The organism is Micromonospora sp. WMMA2032 (genome assembly GCF_002688545.1).
Classification (GTDB): domain Bacteria; phylum Actinomycetota; class Actinomycetes; order Mycobacteriales; family Micromonosporaceae; genus Micromonospora; species Micromonospora sediminicola.
Window position 1 is genome coordinate 1,688,796 of sequence record NZ_CP024052.1, and the last position, 20,879, is coordinate 1,709,674.

General features: G+C 74.6%; 18 protein-coding genes. 1 reads left to right on the top strand and 17 read right to left on the bottom strand.

Going from position 1 to position 20,879, the window contains the following annotated elements:
• The first annotated feature begins 38 nt into the window (after window positions 1–38).
• Complete coding sequence (locus CO540_RS07180; protein ID WP_099161432.1) at window positions 39–1,796, top strand: glycoside hydrolase family 15 protein; 1,758 nt, start codon at window positions 39–41, stop codon at window positions 1,794–1,796.
• A gap of 6 nt (window positions 1,797–1,802) precedes the next feature.
• Here the strand turns inward: CO540_RS07180 and CO540_RS07185 are convergent, their stop codons facing one another.
• The 17 genes from CO540_RS07185 to ctaD form a co-directional block, all read right to left on the bottom strand.
• Window positions 1,803–2,243, bottom strand: a complete 441-nt coding sequence (locus CO540_RS07185; protein ID WP_098745225.1) for a PPC domain-containing DNA-binding protein — start codon at window positions 2,241–2,243, stop codon at window positions 1,803–1,805.
• On the bottom strand, window positions 2,240–2,608 hold the full coding sequence (locus CO540_RS07190) for a hypothetical protein (RefSeq protein ID WP_157779073.1): 369 nt from the start codon (window positions 2,606–2,608) through the stop codon (window positions 2,240–2,242). The genes CO540_RS07185 and CO540_RS07190 overlap by 4 nt, the downstream gene beginning before the upstream one ends.
• A 1-nt stretch (window position 2,609) precedes the next feature.
• Window positions 2,610–3,698: an enolase C-terminal domain-like protein gene (locus tag CO540_RS07195; protein ID WP_099164640.1), complete on the bottom strand. Its 1,089-nt coding sequence runs from the start codon at window positions 3,696–3,698 to the stop codon at window positions 2,610–2,612.
• Window positions 3,695–6,772, bottom strand: a complete 3,078-nt coding sequence (locus CO540_RS07200; RefSeq protein WP_099161434.1) for an FAD-binding and (Fe-S)-binding domain-containing protein — start codon at window positions 6,770–6,772, stop codon at window positions 3,695–3,697. The genes CO540_RS07195 and CO540_RS07200 overlap by 4 nt, the downstream gene beginning before the upstream one ends.
• Window positions 6,769–8,535 (bottom strand): thiamine pyrophosphate-dependent enzyme, encoded by a 1,767-nt coding sequence (locus tag CO540_RS07205; protein ID WP_099161435.1) that lies wholly within the window; start codon window positions 8,533–8,535, stop codon window positions 6,769–6,771. The genes CO540_RS07200 and CO540_RS07205 overlap by 4 nt, the downstream gene beginning before the upstream one ends.
• Window positions 8,536–8,687: 152 nt before the next feature.
• The gene (locus tag CO540_RS07210; RefSeq protein ID WP_099161436.1) at window positions 8,688–9,179 is read right to left on the bottom strand and encodes a DUF421 domain-containing protein; all 492 of its coding nucleotides are present in this window, start codon (window positions 9,177–9,179) and stop codon (window positions 8,688–8,690) included.
• 15 nt (window positions 9,180–9,194) lie between these two features.
• Window positions 9,195–9,377 (bottom strand): hypothetical protein, encoded by a 183-nt coding sequence (locus tag CO540_RS07215; protein ID WP_099161437.1) that lies wholly within the window; start codon window positions 9,375–9,377, stop codon window positions 9,195–9,197.
• Between the two features lie 55 nt (window positions 9,378–9,432).
• Entirely contained in the window at window positions 9,433–10,887 is a 1,455-nt protein-coding gene (locus CO540_RS07220; RefSeq protein WP_216642351.1) for a potassium/proton antiporter, read from the bottom strand.
• A gap of 95 nt (window positions 10,888–10,982) precedes the next feature.
• Window positions 10,983–12,386 (bottom strand): NADH-quinone oxidoreductase subunit N, encoded by a 1,404-nt coding sequence (locus CO540_RS07225; RefSeq protein WP_099161439.1) that lies wholly within the window; start codon window positions 12,384–12,386, stop codon window positions 10,983–10,985.
• On the bottom strand, window positions 12,383–13,864 hold the full coding sequence (locus tag CO540_RS07230) for a NuoM family protein (RefSeq protein ID WP_099161440.1): 1,482 nt from the start codon (window positions 13,862–13,864) through the stop codon (window positions 12,383–12,385). The genes CO540_RS07225 and CO540_RS07230 overlap by 4 nt, the downstream gene beginning before the upstream one ends.
• A gap of 3 nt (window positions 13,865–13,867) precedes the next feature.
• Complete coding sequence (locus CO540_RS07235) at window positions 13,868–15,787, bottom strand: proton-conducting transporter membrane subunit (protein ID WP_099161441.1); 1,920 nt, start codon at window positions 15,785–15,787, stop codon at window positions 13,868–13,870.
• A complete protein-coding gene (gene nuoK, locus CO540_RS07240) occupies window positions 15,784–16,077 on the bottom strand; it encodes an NADH-quinone oxidoreductase subunit NuoK (protein WP_369700202.1) in 294 nt (97 codons plus the stop codon). Before nuoK ends, CO540_RS07235 begins: the two co-directional genes overlap by 4 nt.
• An 8-nt stretch (window positions 16,078–16,085) precedes the next feature.
• Window positions 16,086–16,607 carry an NADH-quinone oxidoreductase subunit J gene (locus CO540_RS07245; RefSeq protein ID WP_099161442.1) on the bottom strand — a complete coding sequence of 174 codons (522 nt, stop codon included), beginning with the start codon at window positions 16,605–16,607 and terminating at the stop codon, window positions 16,086–16,088.
• Between the two features lies 1 nt (window position 16,608).
• Window positions 16,609–17,490: an NADH-quinone oxidoreductase subunit H gene (locus CO540_RS07250; protein WP_099164641.1), complete on the bottom strand. Its 882-nt coding sequence runs from the start codon at window positions 17,488–17,490 to the stop codon at window positions 16,609–16,611.
• Window positions 17,491–17,528: 38 nt separating this feature from the next.
• Window positions 17,529–18,782, bottom strand: coding sequence for a hypothetical protein (locus CO540_RS07255; protein ID WP_216642352.1), 1,254 nt, complete (start codon window positions 18,780–18,782; stop codon window positions 17,529–17,531).
• Entirely contained in the window at window positions 18,773–19,120 is a 348-nt protein-coding gene (locus CO540_RS07260) for an NADH-quinone oxidoreductase subunit A (RefSeq protein WP_099161443.1), read from the bottom strand. Before CO540_RS07260 ends, CO540_RS07255 begins: the two co-directional genes overlap by 10 nt.
• Before the next feature lie 67 nt (window positions 19,121–19,187).
• Complete coding sequence (gene ctaD, locus CO540_RS07265) at window positions 19,188–20,867, bottom strand: cytochrome c oxidase subunit I (RefSeq protein ID WP_099161444.1); 1,680 nt, start codon at window positions 20,865–20,867, stop codon at window positions 19,188–19,190.
• Between the last annotated feature and the right edge of the window lie 12 nt (window positions 20,868–20,879).

Below are 20,879 nucleotides of genomic sequence, written 5' to 3' on the forward strand. Positions count from 1 at the left end.
ACCGCACGCCACGGACGCCGAGGGGAGGGACGACAGCCATGGACCAGCCGGCCACCGGCACCACGCCGGCGGTGCTGCGGGACTACGCGCTGCTCGCCGACGGGCACCGGGGCGCGCTCATCGGCCCCGGCGGGGACGTCGCGTGGCTGTGCGCGCCCGGCTGGTCCGACCCGGCGGTGTTCAGCGCGCTACTCGGCGGGGCGGGCCGGTACCTGGTCGCGCCGGCGGCGGACCGGTTCGTCTGGGGCGGGCACTACGAGCCGGGCTCGCTGATCTGGCGCAGCCGGTGGGTCACCGGCGACGGGATCGTGGAGTCCCGGGAGGCGCTGGTCTTCCCCGGGGAGGCGGGCCGGTTGGTGCTGTTGCGCCAGGTTCGCGCGTTGCAGCAGCCGGCGCGGGTGCGGGTGGTGCTGGACCCGCGGGCCGGCTTCGGCCGGGAGCCGGTGCGGGACGTGACCCGGGACGGCGAGCGGTGGTCGGCCCGTACCGGTGGGCTGCACCTGCGGTTTCAGGGCGGTGGCCGGCTGCGCCGCGACCGGCAGGGCTTCCTGGCCGGTGAGCTGACGGTCCCGGCGGGCGGCCGGCACGACCTGGTGCTGGAGCTGGCCGCCGGCCCGCTCGACCAGCCGTGCGAGGCCCCCGGGGAGCTGTGGCGCACCACCGAGCACCACTGGGCGTCGGCGGTCCCGACGCTGTCCGGGCCGGCCGCCCGGGACGCCACGCTTGCCTACGCGGTGCTGCGCGGGATGACCCGCCCTGGTGGCGGCATGGTCGCCGCCACCACCACCGCACTGCCGGAGCGGGCGATGGCGGGGCGCAACTACGACTATCGGTACGCCTGGATCCGCGACCAGTCCTTCGCCGGCCAGGCCGCCGCGCTGGTCGGGCGGTACGACCTGCTCGACGACGCCGTCGCGTTCCTGACCGGTCGGGTGCTCGCCGACGGCGACGGGCTCGCGCCGGCGTACACGGTCGGCGGGGATCCGGTGCCGCGGGAGCAGCCGTTGGACGGCCCGCCCGGCTATCCGGGCGCGAGTGCCCGCACCGGCAACTGGGTACGCGGCCAGTTCCAGCTCGACGCGTTCGGCGAGGTCCTGATGGTGCTGGCGGCCGCGCAGCGCCACGACCGGCTCGACAGCGACGGCCGACGCGCGATGCGGGTGGCCGCCGAGGTGATCGAGCGGCGCTGGGCGGAGCCGGACGCCGGGATCTGGGAGCTGCCGCCCCGGCAGTGGACGCACTCGAAGCTGACCTGCGTGGCCGGGCTGCGGGCGGCGGCGCGGGCCGCGACGGCTCGCCCGGCCGCGCGCTGGTCGGCGCTGGCCGACCGGATCCTGGCCGACGCCGCCGCGCACGGGTTGGCAGGGGACGGGCACTGGCGCCGCGCGTACGACGACGACCGGGTCGACGCCGCGCTGCTGCTGCCGGGCATCCGCGGGGCGCTTCCGCCGCAGGACCCGCGCACCGCCCGGACCCACCAGGCGGTCGTCGCGGACCTGGCCCAGGACGGCTATCTCTACCGGTTCCGTCCGGACCGTCGGCCGCTCGGCGACGCCGAGGGCGCGTTCCTGCTGTGCGGGTTCGCCGCCGCGTTGGCCGCGTGGCAGGCGGGCGACGCGGTGGGCGCCAACCGGTGGTTCGAACGCAACCGGGCCGCCTGCGGCCCCCCGGGCCTCTACACCGAGGAGTACGACGTGCGGCAACGCCAGCTCCGCGGCAACCTGCCCCAGGGGTTCGTGCACGCGCTGATGTTGGAGACCGCGGTGACGCTCGGCCAGGTCGACCCCTGCCGCTGACCGGGTCTACCGGCCGGCACCGGCGATGAGCGCCAGCCCGGTCTCCGGGTCGACCCGCTTGGCCAGTTCCGGGGCGACCTCGGTGACGATCACCTCCAGCGTCGGCCACACCCGGGCCCAGAGCAGGTGCCCGCCCACCGTGCTGCCGTCGGATCGGCCGAGCACCGCGTGCACGTGCAGGGCCGGCTCGCCGTCCCGGGCGGCCACGTCCCCGACCAGCGACAGCACCTCCACCTGCTCGCGGACCGGGATGTGCCGGTAGTCGCCCTGCTCCCGGTCGAACCAGCCGACCTCGGCCTCCCGGAAGCCGCCCACGGCGGTGACCCGTCCGGCGCGCAGGTCGTGCCGGCGCAGCGCGTCGCCGAGCGCGGTCACCGGTTCGTCGCCCTTGTCGCAGACGACGACCAGCACCCGTCCGGTCGGCTGGTGCAGTTCCTCGGCCCTCATGACTCCTCCTCGTGTCGTGCCGTGGTCGCGCCCAGCACCGCCCAGACGGCGGCGACGGCGGTGTCGGCCAGCGCGGCGTGCCGTTGCCGCCGATCGACGGCGGCGAGAGCGAGCGTGCTGAGGGCGTGGACGGCGTCGACCGCCGCGCCGGCGAGGAACGTTCCGGGTGCGGGCCGGCGCACGGTGACAGCGGCCTGGACCAGGTGCCGGGCGCCGAGTACCCGAAGCGTCGCCAGGGCGGCGGGGGTGGCCGGTCCGACCGGCCGCAGCAGGGCGCCGGGAGCGACCAGCAGCAGAGCGCCCCAGGCCACGCGGCCGGTCAGTGCCGCGCGTCGCAGCGCTCGTCCCGGCGGTCGACCTGTCATGTCAGGCCACCCGGAACCGCTGGGCCTGCTCGGCGCGGAACGCCAACCCGTTGCCCGGCCGGTCGAGCTGCACCGGCACCGCGCCGCCGGTCGGCGACTGCGCCCCGTCGAAGAGCATCGCCTCGATGCGGACGTGGTCGTGGAACCACTCCAGATGCCGCAGGTTCGGTGTGGCGGCGGCGACCGGCAGATGCTGGTGCGGCGCGCAGTGCCCGGACACCTGGATCCCGGCGGCGTCCGCCACCGCCGCCGCGCGGAGGAACTCGCTGATGCCGCCGCACCGGGTGACGTCGATCTGAAGGCAGTCGACGTACGGGGCCATCCGGTGGAAGTAGACCAGGTCGTAGCCGTACTCCCCCGCCGTCACGTCGGCCGCGACCCGGTCGCGGACCAGGGCGAGGCCGGGTAGGTCGTCGGAGCTGACCGGCTCCTCGTACCAGCGCACGTCCAGGTCCGCGGCGGCGTGCGCGACGCGGACCGCCTGTTTGCGCTGGTAGGCGCCGTTGGCGTCGACGAACAGCTCCGCGTCGTCGCCGATGGTGCGGCGCGCCTGCCGCATCCGGTCCAGGTCGCGCTCCACCGCGGTGCCGCAGGACTCCCCTATCTTGATCTTCACGCGGGGGATGCCCTGTTCGTGCACCCAGCCGGCGAGCTGCCGGTGCTGCCGCTGGGCGTCGTAGGTGGTGAAGCCACCACTGCCGTAGACCGGCACCTCCCGGCGGGCGGCGCCGAGCAGCCGGGCCAGCGACAGCCCGTGGCGGCGCGCCTTCAGGTCCCACACCGCGCAGTCGGCGGCCGACAGGGCGAGCCCGGCGACGCCGGGGCGGCCGGCGTTGCGCAGCCGGCGGCGCATCCGGTCCCAGGCCGCCGGCACGTCGTCCGGGTCGAGGTCGGTGAGCACCGGCGCGAGCAGGTCCGCCACCACCGCGACCACGGCGGTCGGGCCGTAGGTCCAGCCGATCCCGGTGTGCCCGTCGGCCCGCGCCCGGACCAGCACCAGCGTGGTGGCGGTCCAGGCGAGGGTGCCGTCGCCCTCCGGGGCGTCGGTGGGGATCCGGTACGCCTCGGCGGTGAGACTGACGCCGGTCACCGCGACCACCGGCGCGCCAACGCGGCCGCCGCGGCCAGCCCGGCGGTCGCCACCAGACCGGCCGTCGCCCAGCGGGTGATCGGGCCGGGCGGTCGGGGCCGGTCACCCCAGCCCTGTTCCGGGCGCCGGGGAACGGTGTCGTTGTGCATGGCCGCCCGCAGCAGCTCGGCCAGGTGGAGCGCGGAACGGCCGGCGGAGGCGCTCTGCTCGACCTGGGTACGGCAGCTGAATCCGTCCGCGAGGATCACGTCCGTGTCGGCGGCCTCCCGGACTGCGGGGAGCAGCACCCGTTCCGCGCACGCCTCGGACACCTCGTGGTGGCCCTGCTCGAAGCCGAAGTTGCCGGCCAGGCCGCAGCAGCCGGAGTCGAGGAACTCGGCGTCGACGCCGGCAGCGGACAGCACGGCCTGGTCGGCGGCGGTGCCGAGGATCGCGTGGTGGTGGCAGTGGGTCTGGATCAGGGCGTGCGCGTCCAGGCGGGGTGGCTGCCAGCCGGGGCTGTGGTCGTGCAGCAGCTCGGCGAGCGTGACGGTCTGCTCCCGTAGGCGGGTGACGTCGTCGTCGGCCGGGAACAGCTCGTGGGCGTCGCTGCGGAACACCGCTGTGCAGCTCGGTTCCAGCCCCACCACCCGGGTGCCGGCGCGCAGGTGGGGACGGAGCGCGTCGACGCTGCGCCGCAGCACCCGCTTGGCGACGTCGAGCTGACCGGTGGAGATCCAGGTCAGCCCGCAGCACACCGGGCCGTCCGGCACGCGTACCCGCCAGCCGGCGGCCTCCAGCACCTCGACGGCGGCGCGGGCGACGGCCGGATGGAAGTGGTTGGTGAAGGTGTCGGGCCAGAGCACGACCTCGCCCCGGGCGCCGTCGCCGGTCGGGGTACGCCGGGCGAACCAGTGCTGGAACGACTCCGCCGCGAACAGCGGGATGTCCCGGCGCCGGTCGATCCCGCCGACGACCTTGGCCAGGCGGCCGAGCCCGGGGGCGTGCGCGAGGGCGTTGACCGTGCGGGGCAGCCGGGCGGCGACGGTCGCCACCAGCGGCAGCCAGCCCATCGAGTAGTGCGCGCGGGGGCGCAGCCGGCCGGCGTAGTGGTGGGACAGGAACTCGGCCTTGTAGGTGGCCATGTCCACGTTGACCGGGCAGTCGGCCTTGCAGCCCTTGCAGGCCAGGCAGAGGTCGAGCGCGTCGCGCACCGCGTCGGAGCGCCAGCCGTCGCCGATGGCGCCGCCGCGGGCCGCGCCGTCGAGCATCTCGAACAGCAGCCGGGATCGGCCCCGGGTTGAGTGCTCCTCCTCCCGGGTCACCATGTAGGACGGGCACATCACCCCGCCGGAGTGCCGCCGGCACTTGCCGACGCCCACGCACCGCAGCACCGCGTCGCCGAAGCTGCCCCCGTCGTCCGGGTAGGCGAAGGTGGTCGACACGGCGCCGTGGTCGTAGTCGACGCCGAGGCGCAGGTGGCTGTCGAGCGGGTAGGGCGGCATCACCTTGCCGGGGTTCATCCGGTCGTCCGGGTCGAAGATCGCCTTGACCTGGCCGAACGCTCGGATCAACTGCTCGCCGTACATCTTCGGCAGCAGCTCGCCGCGGGCCTGCCCGTCGCCGTGCTCGCCGGAGAACGACCCGCCGTAGGAGACCACGAGGTCGGCGGCGCGTTCGACGAAGGAGCGGAAGTCGCGGACCCCGTCGGCGGTGCGCAGTTGGAACGGGATCCGGGTGTGCACGCAGCCCTGCCCGAAGTGCCCGTAGAGCGAGGCCTGCTGGTAGCCGTACTCGCGGTAGAGCGCCTGCAGGTCGCGCAGGTAGTCGCCGAGCCGGTCCGGGGCGACCGCGGAGTCCTCCCAGCCGGGCCAGGTGTTCTCGGAGTCGGGCACGTGGGCGGTGGCGCCGAGCGCGGACTCGCGGACCCCCCACATCCGTTTCTCGTCGGCCGGGTCGGCGAACTCGTGCACGCGCGGCCCACCGTCGCGACGGACGGCGGCGATCAGCCGGTCGGCGGCGGCCCGAGCCTGGTCGGGTGTGTCGCCGCCGAGCTGCACCATGAGCCACGCGCCGCCCTCGGGCAGCTCGTGCAGCGCGTGCGGGTGCAGGTTCTTGCGCCGCTCGAAGCTGACCAGCTTGTCGTCGATGCCCTCCAGCGCGATCGGTTGGTGTTCCAGGATCCGCGGCACGTCGTCACCGGCCGCGGCGATGTCCGGGTAGCTGAGGAACACCATCGCGTCGGCCTTGACCCGGGGGACCAGTTTCAGCCGGGCGCGCAGCACGGTGACCAGCGTGCCCTCGGAGCCGACGAGGGCCTGGGCGACGTGGAAGTTCTTCTCCGGCAGCAGGCTGTCCAGGTTGTAGCCGGAGACCCGGCGGGGGATGTGCGGGTAGCGGGTGCGGATGTCGGCCAGGTACTCGTCGCGCAGCGCCCGTAGCCGCCGGTAGATCTCGGCCTTGCGGCCGCCGTCGCGCTGGATGCGGGCGTACTCCTCGTCGCTGGTCTCCCCCACCCACATCCGGGTGCCGTCGTACAGCAGCACCTCCAGTTCGACGATGTTGTCGACCACCTTGCCGGTGCGCTGCGCGGTGGCGCCGCAGGAGTTGTTGCCGATCATGCCGCCGAGCGTGCAGTGGTTGTGCGTCGCCGGGCGCGGCCCGTACTCCAGGCCGGTCGGTTCGAGTCGGGCGTTCAGTTCGTCCAGCACGATGCCGGGTTCGACCAGGCAGGTGCCGGCCCGCTGGTCGACCTCCAGCAGTCGGTGGCAGTACTTGGACCAGTCGAGGATCACCGCGGTGTTGGTGCACTCGCCGGCCAGGCTGGTGCCGCCGCCGCGCGAGGTCAGCGGCGCGCCGTGGCGGCGGCAGACGGCCACCGCGGCCACCGCCGCCTCCACGGTGCGGGGCACCACCACCCCGAGCGGCACCTGGCGGTAGTTGGAGGCGTCGGTGGAGTACGCGGCGCGGGAGCCGGCGTCGAAGCGGACCTCGCCGTCGACCTCCGCCCGCAGGTCGGCGGCGAGCGCGGTCAGGTCGACGTCACGGGTCGGCTCGGGTGGACGCAGGACCGGGTCGGGGAGCACCTCGGTCATGAGCGCAGCTCGTTGATCTTGTCGCGGGCGACGGACGCCACGGTGGCGACCTTGTGCGGTTGACCGCGCAGGAACGCCTCGGTGAAGTGTTTCGCCTGGTCGTATTTGATCTTGCCGGGCATCGGCGGCTCGTTCGGGTTCACGTCGCAGTCGACCAGCGCCGGTCCGGGGTGCGCGAGAGCCTCCCGGATCGCGCCCGGCAGCGCCTTCGCGTCGGTCACCTTCACGCCGAACGCGCCGCAGCCGCGCGCCCAGGTGGAGAAGTCCGCCTCCGGCTGCCGGTGCCGCACCGCGTACTCGGGGTAGCCGAGGATGATCTGCTCCCAGAGGATCTGCCCGTACGAGTTGTTGTTGTTGACCACCACCTTGATCGGCAGGTCGTGCCGGACCGCGGTGAGGAACTCGGCCATCAGCATCGCGAACCCGCCGTCACCGACGAACGCGATCACCTGCCGCCCCGGGTAGGCGTGCTGCATGGCGATGGCGTACGGCAGGCCGGGCGCCATCGTGGCCAGGTTGCCCGACAGGTAGAACTCCCGGTCGCCGCGGATCGTCCAGTGCCGCGCCGACCAGGTGGCGATGGTTCCCGAGTCGCAGGTGAGGATCGCGTCGTCGGCGGCGGCGGAGTCGACGCAGCCCATCAGGTACTGCGGCGCGATCGGCGACCGCTCCGGATCCACCAGGCTGCCCATCTCCGACCGCCAGTCGTTCATCTTGCCCTGGTACTTCTCCAGGAACGACCGGTCCGGGGCGTGGTCCAGCATCGGCAGCAGGTCCCGCAGCGCCAGGCGGGCGTCCGCGCAGACCGGGGCCTCGACCGGCAGCCGCATCCCGATCAGGCTGGGGTCGGCGTCGATCTGCACCACCTTCGCCTGCCCCGGGCCGGGCAGGTACTTCCCGTACGGGAAGGAGGTGCCCACCATCAGCAGCGTGTCGCACTCCTCCATCAGTTCCTCGCTCGGCGCGGTGCCGAGCAGGCCCAGCCCGCCCGTGGTCAGCGGGTGGTCGTCGGGCACCACCAGCTTGCCGGGCAACGTCTTGACGATCGGGCTGGCCAGGGCCTCGGCCACCGCCAGCACCTCCTCGCGGGCGCCCCGTGCGCCGACGCCGACCAGCATGGCGACCTTCCGGCCGGCCCTGAGCACCTCGGCCGCCTTCGCCAGCTCCCGCGGGTCGGCCGGCAGCCGGGGGTACGACACCGTGGCGGCGCTCATCGGCGGCTTGCCCGGGCTCACGTGCCGGTACGGGTCGTCGGAGGCCGGCGCCACCTGAACGTCGTTGGGGAAGGTCAGGTGCGCCACGGTCCGCTTGCTCATCGCGTCGCGGATCGCCAGGTCCACCACCGCGGGCATCTGCTGCGGGTTGGTCACCATCAGGTTGTACGAGGCGACGTCCTGGTAGAGCTGGGTGGTGTGCACCTCCTGCTGGTAGTGCGAGCCCAGCACCGACGTCTCCTGCATGCCGGTGAGCGCCAGCACCGGCACGTGGTCGAGTTTGGCGTCGTAGAGCCCGTTGAGCAGATGGATCGCCCCCGGCCCGGAGGTGGCGCAGCAGACCCCCAGCCGGCCGGTGGCCTTGGCGTAGCCGGTGGCCATGAACGCCGCCGCCTCCTCGTGGTGCACCAGCACGAACCGCAGCTTCTCCCGCTGCCGGCGGAATCCCTCCATCAGGCCGTTGATGCCGTCGCCCGGCAGGCCGAACACGGTGTCGACCCCCCACTCCACCAGGCGGCGGGCCAGGCTCTCGCCCACGATCTCCTGCACGTCGTCCTCCTCTTCCGGGGTTCACCCGTCCTTGTCCGCGTCAGCGGGGTTTCACCTGCCCCACCGGACAGTGCGGACCAGGGCGGACGGGGCGGCGGCTACCCGGCCTCCCGGACCGCAAACCCACCAGGATGGCCGGTTCCGGGCCGCCGTCACCCGCGCCCGGTGTCCCCGGGCAGCACGGACAGCCGTCCCCGCCCCTCCAGCACGGCGAGGTGCACGGCGTCGACCTCGCCCACCCCGTGCTCGCGCAGCAGTCCGTCCAGGTCGGCCCGGGTCAGGCCGGCACGGTGCAGGTTGCCGGTGAGCACCCGTCCCTGGGCGACCACCACCACCGGCCCCTTCTCGATCAGCCGCCGGCCGGTGGGCCGCAGACGCACCCAGGTGATCAGCGCGTGGGCGGCCAGGATGGCCACCAGTGTCACCGCGCCGGACAGGTAGCTGGCGTCCGGCGCGCTGGGCAGCCGCCCGACGACCGCGCCCACCGCGACGGCCGCCACGAAGTCGTACGCGGACAGCTCGGCCAGCGTCCGCCGACCGCCGAGGCGCATCGCGAACACGGCGGTCAGGTAGAGCAGGAACGCCTTCACCCCTACCCAGACCAACCAGCCCGGGTGGCCGACGAGAGCGGTGACGGCGTCCATCCCCGACCGCCGGGCTCAGGACCGCCGCATCGACCGTGCCGCGAGAAAGCCGAGGAACGCACCGACGGTCAGCGTCACCAACCCGCGCGCGGTGAGCGCGGAGCGCAACCGGCCCAGGCCCGCCTTCGGGTCCACCACGCTGCCGGCCACGTCGCCCGCGGCCCCCACCACCACGTCACCGAGCTTGCCGCGGTCCATGGCCCACCCCCTTGCCGAGAGCCGCCGGCTACCCGGTGGGACGCCCACCAAACGTTCACTCGTCCCGACCGGTGAAGACCCGCTCCGCCGCGGGCTGCTCACCGCCGGCCACCAGCACCTCGTCGCCGGCGCGCAGCACCGTCGCCCGACCGAGCCGGAGCTGCTCGCCGTCGCGGCTGACCAGGCTCACCCACACGCCCTCGTCCCGGCTCAGCTCGAACAGGGGCCGGCCGTCGGCCGGGGCGCCGGAGGCGATCGTGTAGTGGCGCAGCCCGACCGGCTCGCCCTGCACCCGGATGCCGACCACCCACGGTTGCAGCGGCGTGGTCCGCATCGGCACCCGGCACCACCGGGCCACGAGGGGGACCAGCCCGCCCTGCACCACGATCGAGAACGCGACCACGGCGAAGACGATGTCGAACAGCCGCAGGTCCTGTTCCAGGTCGGCGGTGAGGATGAACGTGCCCAGCAGGATCGGCACCGCGCCCTTGAGGCCGGACCAGACCACGAAGATCCGCTCACCCCAGCGCAGTCGGACCGTGCTGAGCAGCCCACCGACCACGATCGGCCGGATCACGAACGTGAGCAGCACGGCCAGCGCCAGGCCGGTGAGCCAGGCGCGCTCGGTCACCATGCTGCGCAGCGACACGATCAGGCCGAGCAGGCCGAACGCCAGGATCTCGCCGAGGCTGGCCAGCGCGCCGTGGAACCGCTGGATCTCCCGCTTGAACGGCGCTCGGGCGTCGCCGACGACGATGCCGGCGAGGAACACCGCGAGGAACCCGGAACCGCGGGCCAGCGTCGCCGCGCCGTAGATCGACACGGCGGCGAACACCACCTGGAGCGGGTAGAGGCTCTCGTCCGGCAGGGACACCCGGCGCATCAGCTGCAGGATGAGCCACCCGCCGGCCAACCCGACCACCGAACCGACCACCAGTTGCAGCGCGAACTCCCCCGCCCCGGAGGCGACCGCCGACCAGCCGCCGGCGGTCCCGGCGGCGAGCAGGCTCGCCATCAGCGCGATCCCCACCGGGTCGTTGGCGCCCGACTCGCCCTCCAGGATCGTGCCGCTGCGCCCCACGACGGTGCGTCGCCCCAGCACGGAGAACACTGCGGCCGGATCGGTCGGGGACAGGGCGGTGCCGACCAGCAGCGCGGCGAGCCAGTCGAACCCGAACACCCAGCGCAGCACCAGCGCCAGCGCGCCGGCGGTCAGCAGGGTACCGAGCACACCCACCAGCGCGACCGGCCCGAGCGACGGTCGTAGCCGCCGCCAGCCCATGCTCATCCCACCGCTGAACAGCACCAGCACGAGCGCGATCTCGACCAGGTGCCGGACCGCGTACAGGGACAGCTCGTTCAGCTTCGGAAACAGGTCGGAGACGATCGCGGCGGCGAACAGGAACAGCGCCGGCGCGGGCAGCCGCAACCGGTCGGCGAGCCGGTTGGACAGCACGGCCAGGACCGCCACCGCGCCCAGCGCAGCGACGTAGAGCGCGAAGCCCGTCACCGCCACCCCATCCCGGTCCGACCCGCCGGGTCCCCCGCGGATCCCGTGCGCTGCCGCTACCCGCCCAGGCCCGAGTTAACCGGGCCGGCACCCGATCAGTGGGCGAGCACCTGGGGCACCAGCTGGTAGAGCGGCACGGTCAACACCGCGCCGACCAACGCCACCCCGGCCGCCGACGCAGCCGCCACCGTGCCGCTCCGGCCGTCGGTGGCCGGGCACCGACCCGCCGGGGTGTACGTGGGCACCAGCCAGCGCAGGTAGTAGAAGAGACTGGCCACGGTGTTGACCGCGGCGACCACGACCAACCAGGCCAGCCCGCCGTCCCAGGCGGCGGTGAACACGGTCAGCTTGCCCGCGAAGACCGCTGTTGGGGGCGTGCCGACGAGTCCCAGCAGGCAGATCGTCAACGCGGCGGCCAACCACGGTCGACGTCGGGCCAGCCCCCGGTAGCCGTCGAGGGTGTCGTGCGGCTCGGCGGCCAGCACCGCGAACGCGCCCAGGTTCGTCACCGCGTACCCGACGAGGTAGACCAGCAGGGCGGGCAGCGCGCGCTCGGCGCGGCCGGCGACCGCGACGGCCATCAGCAGGTAGCCCACCTGCGCCACGGTGGAGTACGCGAGCAGCCGGCGCGGGTCCGCCTGGCCGAACGCGGCGAAGTTGCCCAGCGTCATGGTGACCGCCGCGAGCACCGCCACCAGCAGCGGCCAGTCCACCACGTCGGCGGGCACCGCCACGGCGAACAGTCGGTACGCCGCCAGCAGGCCGCCGAGCTTCGGCACGGTGGTCAGCAACGCGCCGGCCGGGACCGACGCGCCCTGCACCGCGTCGGGCACCCAGAAGTGCCCCGGCACCGCGCCGATCTTGAACAGCAGACCGGCGAGCACCCCGACCACCCCGACCGCGACGGCGGCGGGCGGGGCCCCCGCCAGTCCGGCGCCGAGCCGGCCGTAGTCGCTCGTCCCGCCGCCGAGCGCGGTCAGCAGCGCCGCGCCGGCCAGCAGGCCGACCCCGGCCAGCGCGCCCATCAGGTAGACCTTCAGCGCCGCCTCGGCGCCCCGCCGGTCCCGGCCCCAGCCGGCCAGCCCGGCCAGCGGCACCGACGACAGCAGGTACGCCACGGCGAGCAGCAGCAGGTCCGACGCGCCGGCGAGCAGCACCGCGCCGAGCACGGCGAGCAGCGTCAGCACGTAGAACTCGGTCTCCCGCCGGTTGCCGGCGACCCGGCCGGCGGCGATCGCCACCACCAGCAGCCCGGCCAGCGGAATGAGCAGCCGCGCGGTGGTGGTGGCCGGGTCGAGGGCGTAGCTGTGCGCGTAGACGGTGGTCCGCTCGCCGAACGCGGGCAGCGTGGCGACCACGGCCGCGAGCAGCGCGCCGGCGGCGACCAGCCGGGCCACCCACTGCCGGTCGCGGGGCAGGAACGCCCCGGTCAGCAGCGTGGTGACCGCACCGGCCAGCAGGAGCAGTTCCGGCAGCAGCGCGAGCGGACGCTCGTTCACCGGGCCACCAGGTCGGTGATCACGCGCGCGGCGGGTTCCACCACGTCCAGCAGCAGTCGGGGAAACACGCCGATCAGCAGCGCGAGCGCCAGCAGCGGCAGCACCGCCGCGGTCTCGGCGGTGGTCACGTCGGCGGTCGCCGACAGGCGGTGCCGGGCCGGGCCGAGGAAGACCCGGTGCAGCGCCCACAGGAACAGCCCGGCGGTGACGAGGATGCCGGGCAGCGCGATCGCCACCGCCACCGGCGCGGAGCCCAGGCCGCCGGCGAAGATCTGGAACTCGGCGACGAACCCGGAGAAGCCGGGCAGGCCGAGGCTGGCGAACGCCGCCACCGCGGTCAGCGCGGCGAACCGGGGGGTGTCGCCGGCCAGCCCGCCGTAGGCGTCCATCCGGTAGGTGCCGCCCCGGTCGTAGAGGACGCCGGCGAGCAGGAACAGCGCCGACGTGATGAGCCCGTGGCTGACCATCTGGGTGACCGCGCCGGCCACCGCGACCGCGCGGGCCTGCGCGTCCGAGCCGGCGACCAGGCCGGCCGCGCCGACGGCCAGCACCACGTACCCCATGTGGTTGACCGAGGTGTACGCGATCATCCGCTTGAAGTTGGTCTGGGCGAGCGCAACCAGCGCGCCGTAGAGCACGCTCACCACGCCGACCACGACGACCACCCCGGCGTAGCGCCGCCAGGCGTCCGGCAGCATCGGCATGGCGATCCGGACGAACCCGTAGGTGCCCATCTTGAGCAGGATCCCGGCCAGCACGGCCGACCCGGCGGCCGGGGCGTCGGTGTGCGCCGGCGGCAACCAGGTGTGGAACGGGAACGTCGGCGTCTTGATCGCCAGCCCGAGCAGGACCGCGAGCAGCACCAGCGCGCCGGCCACGCCCTCAGTCGGCGGGTCCCGGGTCAGCGCCACCATGTCGAAGGTGTGCGGGCGGGCGGCGACGAAGAGGCCGATGAAGCCCAGCAGCAGCGCCAGCGAGCCGAGGAACGTGTAGAGGAAGAACGTCAACGCCGAGCGGCGGGCCTGCGGGCCGTGCCCCCAGCCGGCGATCACCGCGTACATGCCCACGATGGACAGGTCGAAGAAGACGAAGAACAGGATCAGGTCGAGCGCGACGAACAGCCCGAGGCAGGTGGTCTGCAGGGCGAGGAAGAGCGCGGCGAACTGGCGTGGCCGGTGCTGGCGGCGCAGCGAGTACACCGCGCAGGCGGCGAAGACGACGGTGGTGAGCGCGAGCAGCGGCAGCGACAGCCCGTCCACCCCGACGTGGTAGCCGGCCCCGGCGCCCGGGATCCACGGCCGGTCCACCTCGAACGCGAAACCCTCCCCCGGGTACGCCCACCACAGGCCGAGCACCGCCGCGACCTCGACGCCGGTGACCGCGATCCACACCCACGACACCGCCCGCGCCGGCAGGCCGGGCCAGAGCAGCAGGAGCACGGCCGCCGCCAGCGGCGCGAAGACGATCAGGGACAGCACCGGTCACCTCGCCAGGAGCAGGATCAGCACGGCGGCGCCCAGCACGAGGACCACCTGGACGTAGTACTGGTGGATCAGGCCGGTCTGCGGCCGGCGGGCCAGCGCACCGAGCCGGCGGGCCGCCCGGGCGAGCCGACGCACCAGGGCGTCCACCCCGTGGTCGTCCGCCCGGGCCAGGGCCTCCGCCGCCCGCCGGGTCAGGACCGGCACCGCGGCGACCCCCCGACCGAGGACGGCGTCGTCGAACCGGGCCAGCCCCCGCGCCGCACCGAGGGCCGCGCCCGGCACGGCGTGCACGGCCCGGTCGAGCACCCGGTCGTCGAACCGGGCCAGCCCGCGGGCCAGCGCGAGCGTCGGCCGGACCACCAGCAGCCGGGCCGCCGGGTCGAGCCCCAGCCAGGCCCGGGCCCAGGCCGGGGCCGGCAGCCGGGTCGGCGCGGCGACCGCCAGCGTCACGCCGGCGACCGCGAGCAGGCCGGACAGGGCCAGGTCGGCGCCCCGGACCGGGGGCGCCGCACCGGCTCCGACGGCACCGGCCACCGCCCCCGACAGCGGCGGGAGCACCAGCGCGCCGAGCACGGCCGCGCCCACCGCCAGCGGCACCAGCGGCACCCGCTGACCGGCGGCCACCTCGCGGGTGCCGGCGCGTTCGGTGTCGTACCCGGCCTCGGCGCCGGGCGGGACCGGGCGCAGCACCAGGGCGAGCGCCCGGCCGGCGTAGAGGGCCGCGAGCAGCGCGCCGGCCAGGCCGACCAGGTAGAGCACCGGGGACCGCTCGCGGGCGCCGGCGAGCACCTCGTCCTTGGTGGCCCACAACGCCAGCGGCGGCACACCGGCCAGCGCCAGGGCGCCCACCGCGAACCCGGCCCCCACCAGCGGGTGCCGGCGGCCCGCGCCGCGCAGCGCGGACAGCCGCCGGGTGCCGAGCGCGGTCAGCCACGCCCCGGCGGCGAGGAACAGCAGCGCCTTGGTGGCCGCGTGCCCGATCAGGTGCGCGACGGCGCCGGCCGGGGCGACGGCGGCGCCCAGCACCACGTACCCCAGTTGGGCGCTGGTGGAGGCGGCCAGCAGTTGTTTCAGGTCGCTCTGGGCCAGCGCGACCGCACCGAGCGCCAGGGCGGTCAGCGCGCCGCCCCAGGCGGCCACGTCCACCGCCCAGCCGGTCGCCACGAGCAGCGGGTGCAGGCGGACGAGCAGGTAGCCGCCCATCGCCACCATGGCGGCCGAGTGCAGCAGCGCGCTGACCGGGCTCGGGCCGAGCATGGCCCGGGACAGCCAGAACGAGAACGGCAGTTGGGCCGCCTTGCCGAAGCCGGCGGCCAGCACGCCGGCGACGGCCAGGTCCCGCCAGCCGGTCGGCAGCGCGGCGAGCCCGGTCAGGTCGAGGGTGCCGCCGGCCAGTCCGGCCCCGGCGGCCAGGTAGAGCCCGAGGTCACCGACGCGGGTGGTGAGGAACGCGGTGCCGCCCGCCGCGACCGCGTCGTCGCGTCGCCAGTGGAACGCGATCAGCGCGTACGACATCGCGCCCATGATCTCCCAGCCCAGCAGCAGCACGGGCAGTGTCGTCGCGGTGGCGGTGAGCAGCACCGCGGCGAGGAACACCAGCATCAGCCCGTGGAACCGGGACCGGTCGGAGCGGATCTCGGCGGCGGCGTACGCCAGCACCAGCAGCGCCACGGCGGCCACCGCCGGGACGACGAGCGCGGCGAGCCCGTCGACGGCCAGGCCCCAGCGGGCGCCGGCCAGGAACGGCGCGTCGACGGACGGCCGGGCCGGCGCCACCGCGACGGCCAGCCCGGCCACCAGCGCGGCGACGGTGAGCGCCAGCGCCGGAGCGACCCGCTCCGCCCGCCGCCCGACCAGCAGCAGCGCCCCGCCGGCGAGGGCCGGGAGCACGACCAGGGCCCACAGCGCCGCGCTCATCCCCGCAGCTCCCCCGCCATGTCGGTCATGTCGGCGTCGCTCGACCGGAACAGCAGGGTCACCACGGCGAAGCCCATCGCCATCTCCACGGTCATCGCGGCGATCACCACCAGCACCAGGACCTGCCCGTCGGGCTGCTGCGGGGCGAGGAACCACCAGAGGGCGGCGGCGGCCACGATCACCCCGTTGATCATGAGTTCGAGGCCCATCATCACCATCACGGCGGCCTGCTGGCTCAGCGCGCCGTACAGGCCGACGCTGAACAGCGCGGAGGCGAGCAGCAGGAACATCGGCAGTGTCACGGCCGCTCCGGAGAGTCCGGACGGTCGTACCGGCCGCGGGCGGTGGCGAGCACCAGCGCGGCGACCATGGTGGCGAACAGCACCGCCGAGACCGCCATCATGACCAGCATCTTCGAGCCCATGACCGCCTCGCCCAGGGCCCGGGTCGGGTCGGCGGGCGGCTCGCCGCGGCGGGTGGGCCACGGCACGAGCACGGAGCCGGCGGCCAGCACGACGAAGACCCCGACCGAGACCGCCAGCGCGCCCCGGCGGTTGTGCAGCATCGACATGGGCATCAGGCCGGCCGGGTTCATCATGAACATGACCATGAAGACCGCCATGATCGCCATCTCCATGACCATCATCAGGACGGTCACCACGCCCAGGTAGCCCAGGTCGAGCAGGAGCAGCTCACCACCGACCGCGACGAACGACAGCGCGAGCGCGAACGTCGCCCGGGCCATCGAGTCCACCGTGAACACGGCGACGCCGGACGCCACGGCGACCACCGCCAGCACGACGAAGGCGACGACCGCCACCTCAACCCCTTCCTACCACGATCACCGCCACGACGAGCACCTGCAGCAGCGTGGCGGGCAACGCCACCAGCCAGGCCACGCGCATCAGCCGGTCCGCCCGCAGCACCGGCACCCGGCCGCGCACCGCCACCAGTGCCACCAGCACGGCCAGCGTCTTCAGCAGGCTCCACAGCCACGTCGGCAGCAGCGGCCCCGACCCGCCGCCGAGGAACAGCGCCACCGCCGTCGCCGCGCCCGCCGCCAGCAACGCGTACCGGCCGGCGAGCAGGACCAACCGGTCCACGCCGGACGGCTCGGCCAGCACGCCGCCGGCCACGTCCCGCCCGTCCGGATAGGCGAACGGCCCGGACATGCTGAACGCGAGCACCGCGCCGAGGAGAACCAGGAACGCCACCGGCATCCACACCACGAACCACAGCGCCCGCTGCGCCGCCACCACGTCGGCGATCCGCAGGCTGCCGGCCGCCACCGCCGGGGCGGTCAGCGCGAACATCAGCGGCAGCTCGTAGCCGAGCGCCTGGGCCAGGAACCGGTAACCCCCGACCAGGCCGTGGACGCTGTTGCTCCCCCACCCGGCGAGCCACACCGCCGCCCAGAGCAGCACGTCCATCGCGTTGAACCAGACCACCCCGACCGGCAGGTCGGCCACCACTCGGTCGCCCAACGGCACCACCACGACCATGAGCAGCGCCACCACCAGCGGACCGGCCAGCCCGAGCCGCCACAGCAGCAGATCCGCCGCCACCACGCGTCGCCGTCGCTGCCGCAGCAGCCGGGCGGTCTCCCACAGCGGCCGCCCGGCGCGGTGCGCGAGCGTCGGGCCGCCGGCCGGGTCGAGCAGGCCCGCCAGCACCGCGGCGGCCAGCGCGAGGCCGAGCACCATCCCGGCGGCCGGCACGACGCCCCACCACGGACCGGCGGTCACGATCGGGTCCCCGCGGCCAGCACCCCGTCAGGGTCGGGGTCGAACGAGGCCAGCACCACCCGGGCCGCGGCCAGGTCGAGCCCGACCATGAGCCGGGCCGCCAGCTCCAGCACCGCCGCCGCGTCCGGCGCGGGACCGGGTTCGCCGCCGGCCAGCAGCCGGTCCGTCTCGGCCAGCCGGTGCCGCCACCGGGCGGTCGCGTCGCCGCAGACCGCCGCCGGGGCCGCCACTCCGGCGCGGGCCGCCGCGACCGGCGACAGCACTCCCAGGCCGTCGGTGGCCAGGCGCAACCCGCGGGAGCGCCGGGCCCGCCGGTCCAGCGCGGCGAAGCCGGCGTACGCGGCGGCGAGCGGCACGTGGTCGACGAGCGCGTCACGCAGCCGCCGCGCGTCGGCCGCGCCGGCCGGCCAGCCCGCGACCGCCCAGAGCCGGCCCAGCGAGTCGAGGTGCGCCACGGCCTGCCGGCGCCGGCACAGCCCGGGATGGTCCACGTCCGGGTACGGTCGCACGGCCGACGGGTCGGCCGGGGGCAGCACGCGGGCGTCGGCCGACTGCACCAGGTCGCCCTGCACGGCCACCTCGACGACCAGGCCGGCCGGCCAGTCCGCCAGCACCGGACCGAGCGCCAGGTGCAGCACGTCCAGCTTCAACCCGTCGCGGTCCTCGGCCCGCTCGGCCATCATCAGCCCGCCCGGCATGGACATCCCGTCGTGGTCACCGTGGCCGGGCCGCTCCGACCCGCCACCGTGCCGCCCGTGACCCGCCTGCCGCGCGCCGCTCGCCTCCTGCCCGTGGCGCGTGTGCTCCCGATGCCCCGCGCCCGGCCCGTGTCTTCCCTCCTGGCCGTGCCCTTCCTCCTGGCCGCGCCTTCCCTCCTGGTCGGCCGAGGAGCCGCCCTCCCGCGCACACCCCGGCCCCGGGTCCGGCGGCTTGCCGCCCGCCCCGGTCAACCGGGCGACCGCTGTGCGCAGCGCGGGCGCCGCCCCGGCCGGGTCGGTGATCCGCGCCCGGGCCCGAGGGCCCGGAAGCTGCTCCCACACCCGCTCGATCGCCGCCGCCAGCGCCGGACCCGGGTCGCCGGTGACCACCAGCAGGTCGGCTTCGGCGGGGGAGGCCGCGAGCGGCCACCCGGCCCGGTCGGCGTGCGCCTCCACGGCCAGGCGGGCGCCGGTGGCGCCGGGCACGGCCGCGACCAGCAGGTGCGGCCGGCGGGCCGCCCAGCGGGCCAGCACGTCGTCGATCAGGCCCACCGCAGCGCGCCCTCCCGCCAGGCGTAGACGACACCGACCATCAGCAGGCCGAGGAAGACGAACATCTCCGCCACGGCAGGTGTGCCGATGTCGGCGACCACCACCGCCCACGGGTACATGAACAGCATCTCCACGTCGAAGGCGAGGAAGAGCAGGCTGATCGCGTACCAGCGGACGTGGAACCGGGAGACGGCGTGCTCGTGGGGCGGTAGCCCGGACCGGAACGCGGCGACGGTGGACGGCGCGCCCACCGCCGTCCGCAGGTGGGCCAGGTACAACGTGCCCACTCCGGCGGCGGCCAGACCGAGCATGGCCAGCACCGGCGCGTACCTTCCCATCCGTCCTGTTCCTTCCGAATCGGTGCTTCCACCCTGCCAGCCCGCCGGCGTTCCCGCCCGGTATCGGTCAGTCCGCCGCGGCGCGGGGGTTGGGCAGCGCCGCCGCGGCCCGTTCCTGCCGCAGGTCGTACGCGGGCCGCTCGGATCGGATCCGCGGCATCCGGTCAAAGTTGCGCAGCGGCGGCGGCGAGGACGTCACCCACTCCAGTGCGAGACCGTGGCCCCACGGGTCCGGCTCGCGCACCACAGGACCGAACCGGTAGGAGTGCCAGACGTTCCACAGGAACGGCAGCATCGAGATGCCGAGCACGAACGACCCGACGGTGGACACCGTGTTCAGCGCGGTGAAGCCGTCCAGGGCCAGGTAGTCGGCGTACCGGCGCGGCATGCCCTCGGCGCCGAGCCAGTGCTGCACCAGGAAGGTGGTGTGGAAGCCGATCATGGTCAGCCAGAAGTGGATCCTGCCGAGTCGCTCGTCGAGCATCCGGCCGAACATCTTCGGGAACCAGAAGTAGACGCCGCCGAAGACGGCGAACACGATGGTGCCGAAGAGCACGTAGTGGAAGTGCGCCACCACGAAGTACGAGTCGTGCACATGGAAGTCCAGCGGCGGGCTGGCCAGCAGCACCCCGGTGAGCCCGCCGAGCAGGAACGTGACCAGGAAGCCGAGCGCGAACAGCATCGGCGTCTCGAACGTGATCTGCCCGCGCCACATGGTGCCGATCCAGTTGAAGAACTTGATCCCGGTGGGCACGGCGATCAGGTAGCTCAGGAAGCTGAAGAACGGCAGCAGCACCTGGCCGGTGGCGAACATGTGGTGCGCCCACACGCTCATCGACAACGCCGCGATGCCCAGCGTCGCGCCGATCAGCCCCCGGTAGCCGAAGACCGGCTTGCGGGAGAACACCGGGATGATCTCGGTGATGATGCCGAAGAACGGCAACGCCACGATGTAGACCTCGGGGTGCCCGAAGAACCAGAACAGGTGCTGCCACAGCATCTGCCCGCCGGTGTCGGCGTCGTAGACGTGCGCGCCGAGCTGCCGGTCGGCGAGCGCCGCGAGCAGCGCGGCGGCCAGCAGCGGGAACACCAGGATCACCAGGACCGCGGTGACCAGGATGTTCCAGGTGAGGATCGGCATCCGGAACATGGTCATGCCCGGAGCGCGCAACGTCAGCACCGTGGTGATCAGGTTGACCGCGCCGAGGATCGTCCCGAGCCCGGAGATCACCAGGCCGATCAGCCACAGGTTGGCGCCCGTTCCCGGCGAGTGCGCGGGCCCGGCGAGCGGCTGGTAGGCCGTCCACCCGAAGTCGGCCGCGCCGCCCGGTGTGGCGAACCCGCCCAGCACGAGCAGCCCGCCGAACAGGTACAGCCAGTAGGCGAACGCGTTCAGCCGCGGGAACGCCACGTCGGGCGCGCCGATCTGCAACGGCACCAGGTAGTTCGCGAAGGCGAACACGATCGGGGTGGCGAACAGCAGGAGCATGATCGTGCCGTGCATGGTGAACAGCTGGTTGTACTGCTCGGGCGAGAGGAGCTGCATGCCCGGACGGGCCAGCTCGGCCCGCATGAGCAGTGCCAGCAGCCCGCCCACCAGGAAGAAGCCGAACGCCGTGGTCAGGTAGAGGACGCCGATCTGCTTGGCGTCGGTGGTGCGCAGCAGGCGCGCCAGCGCCGAGCCGCGTACCGGCCGGCGGACCGGGCCCACCACCGCGGGCGGCCCCGGAGCCGTCCAGAGGTCCATCCGCTCCCCCTT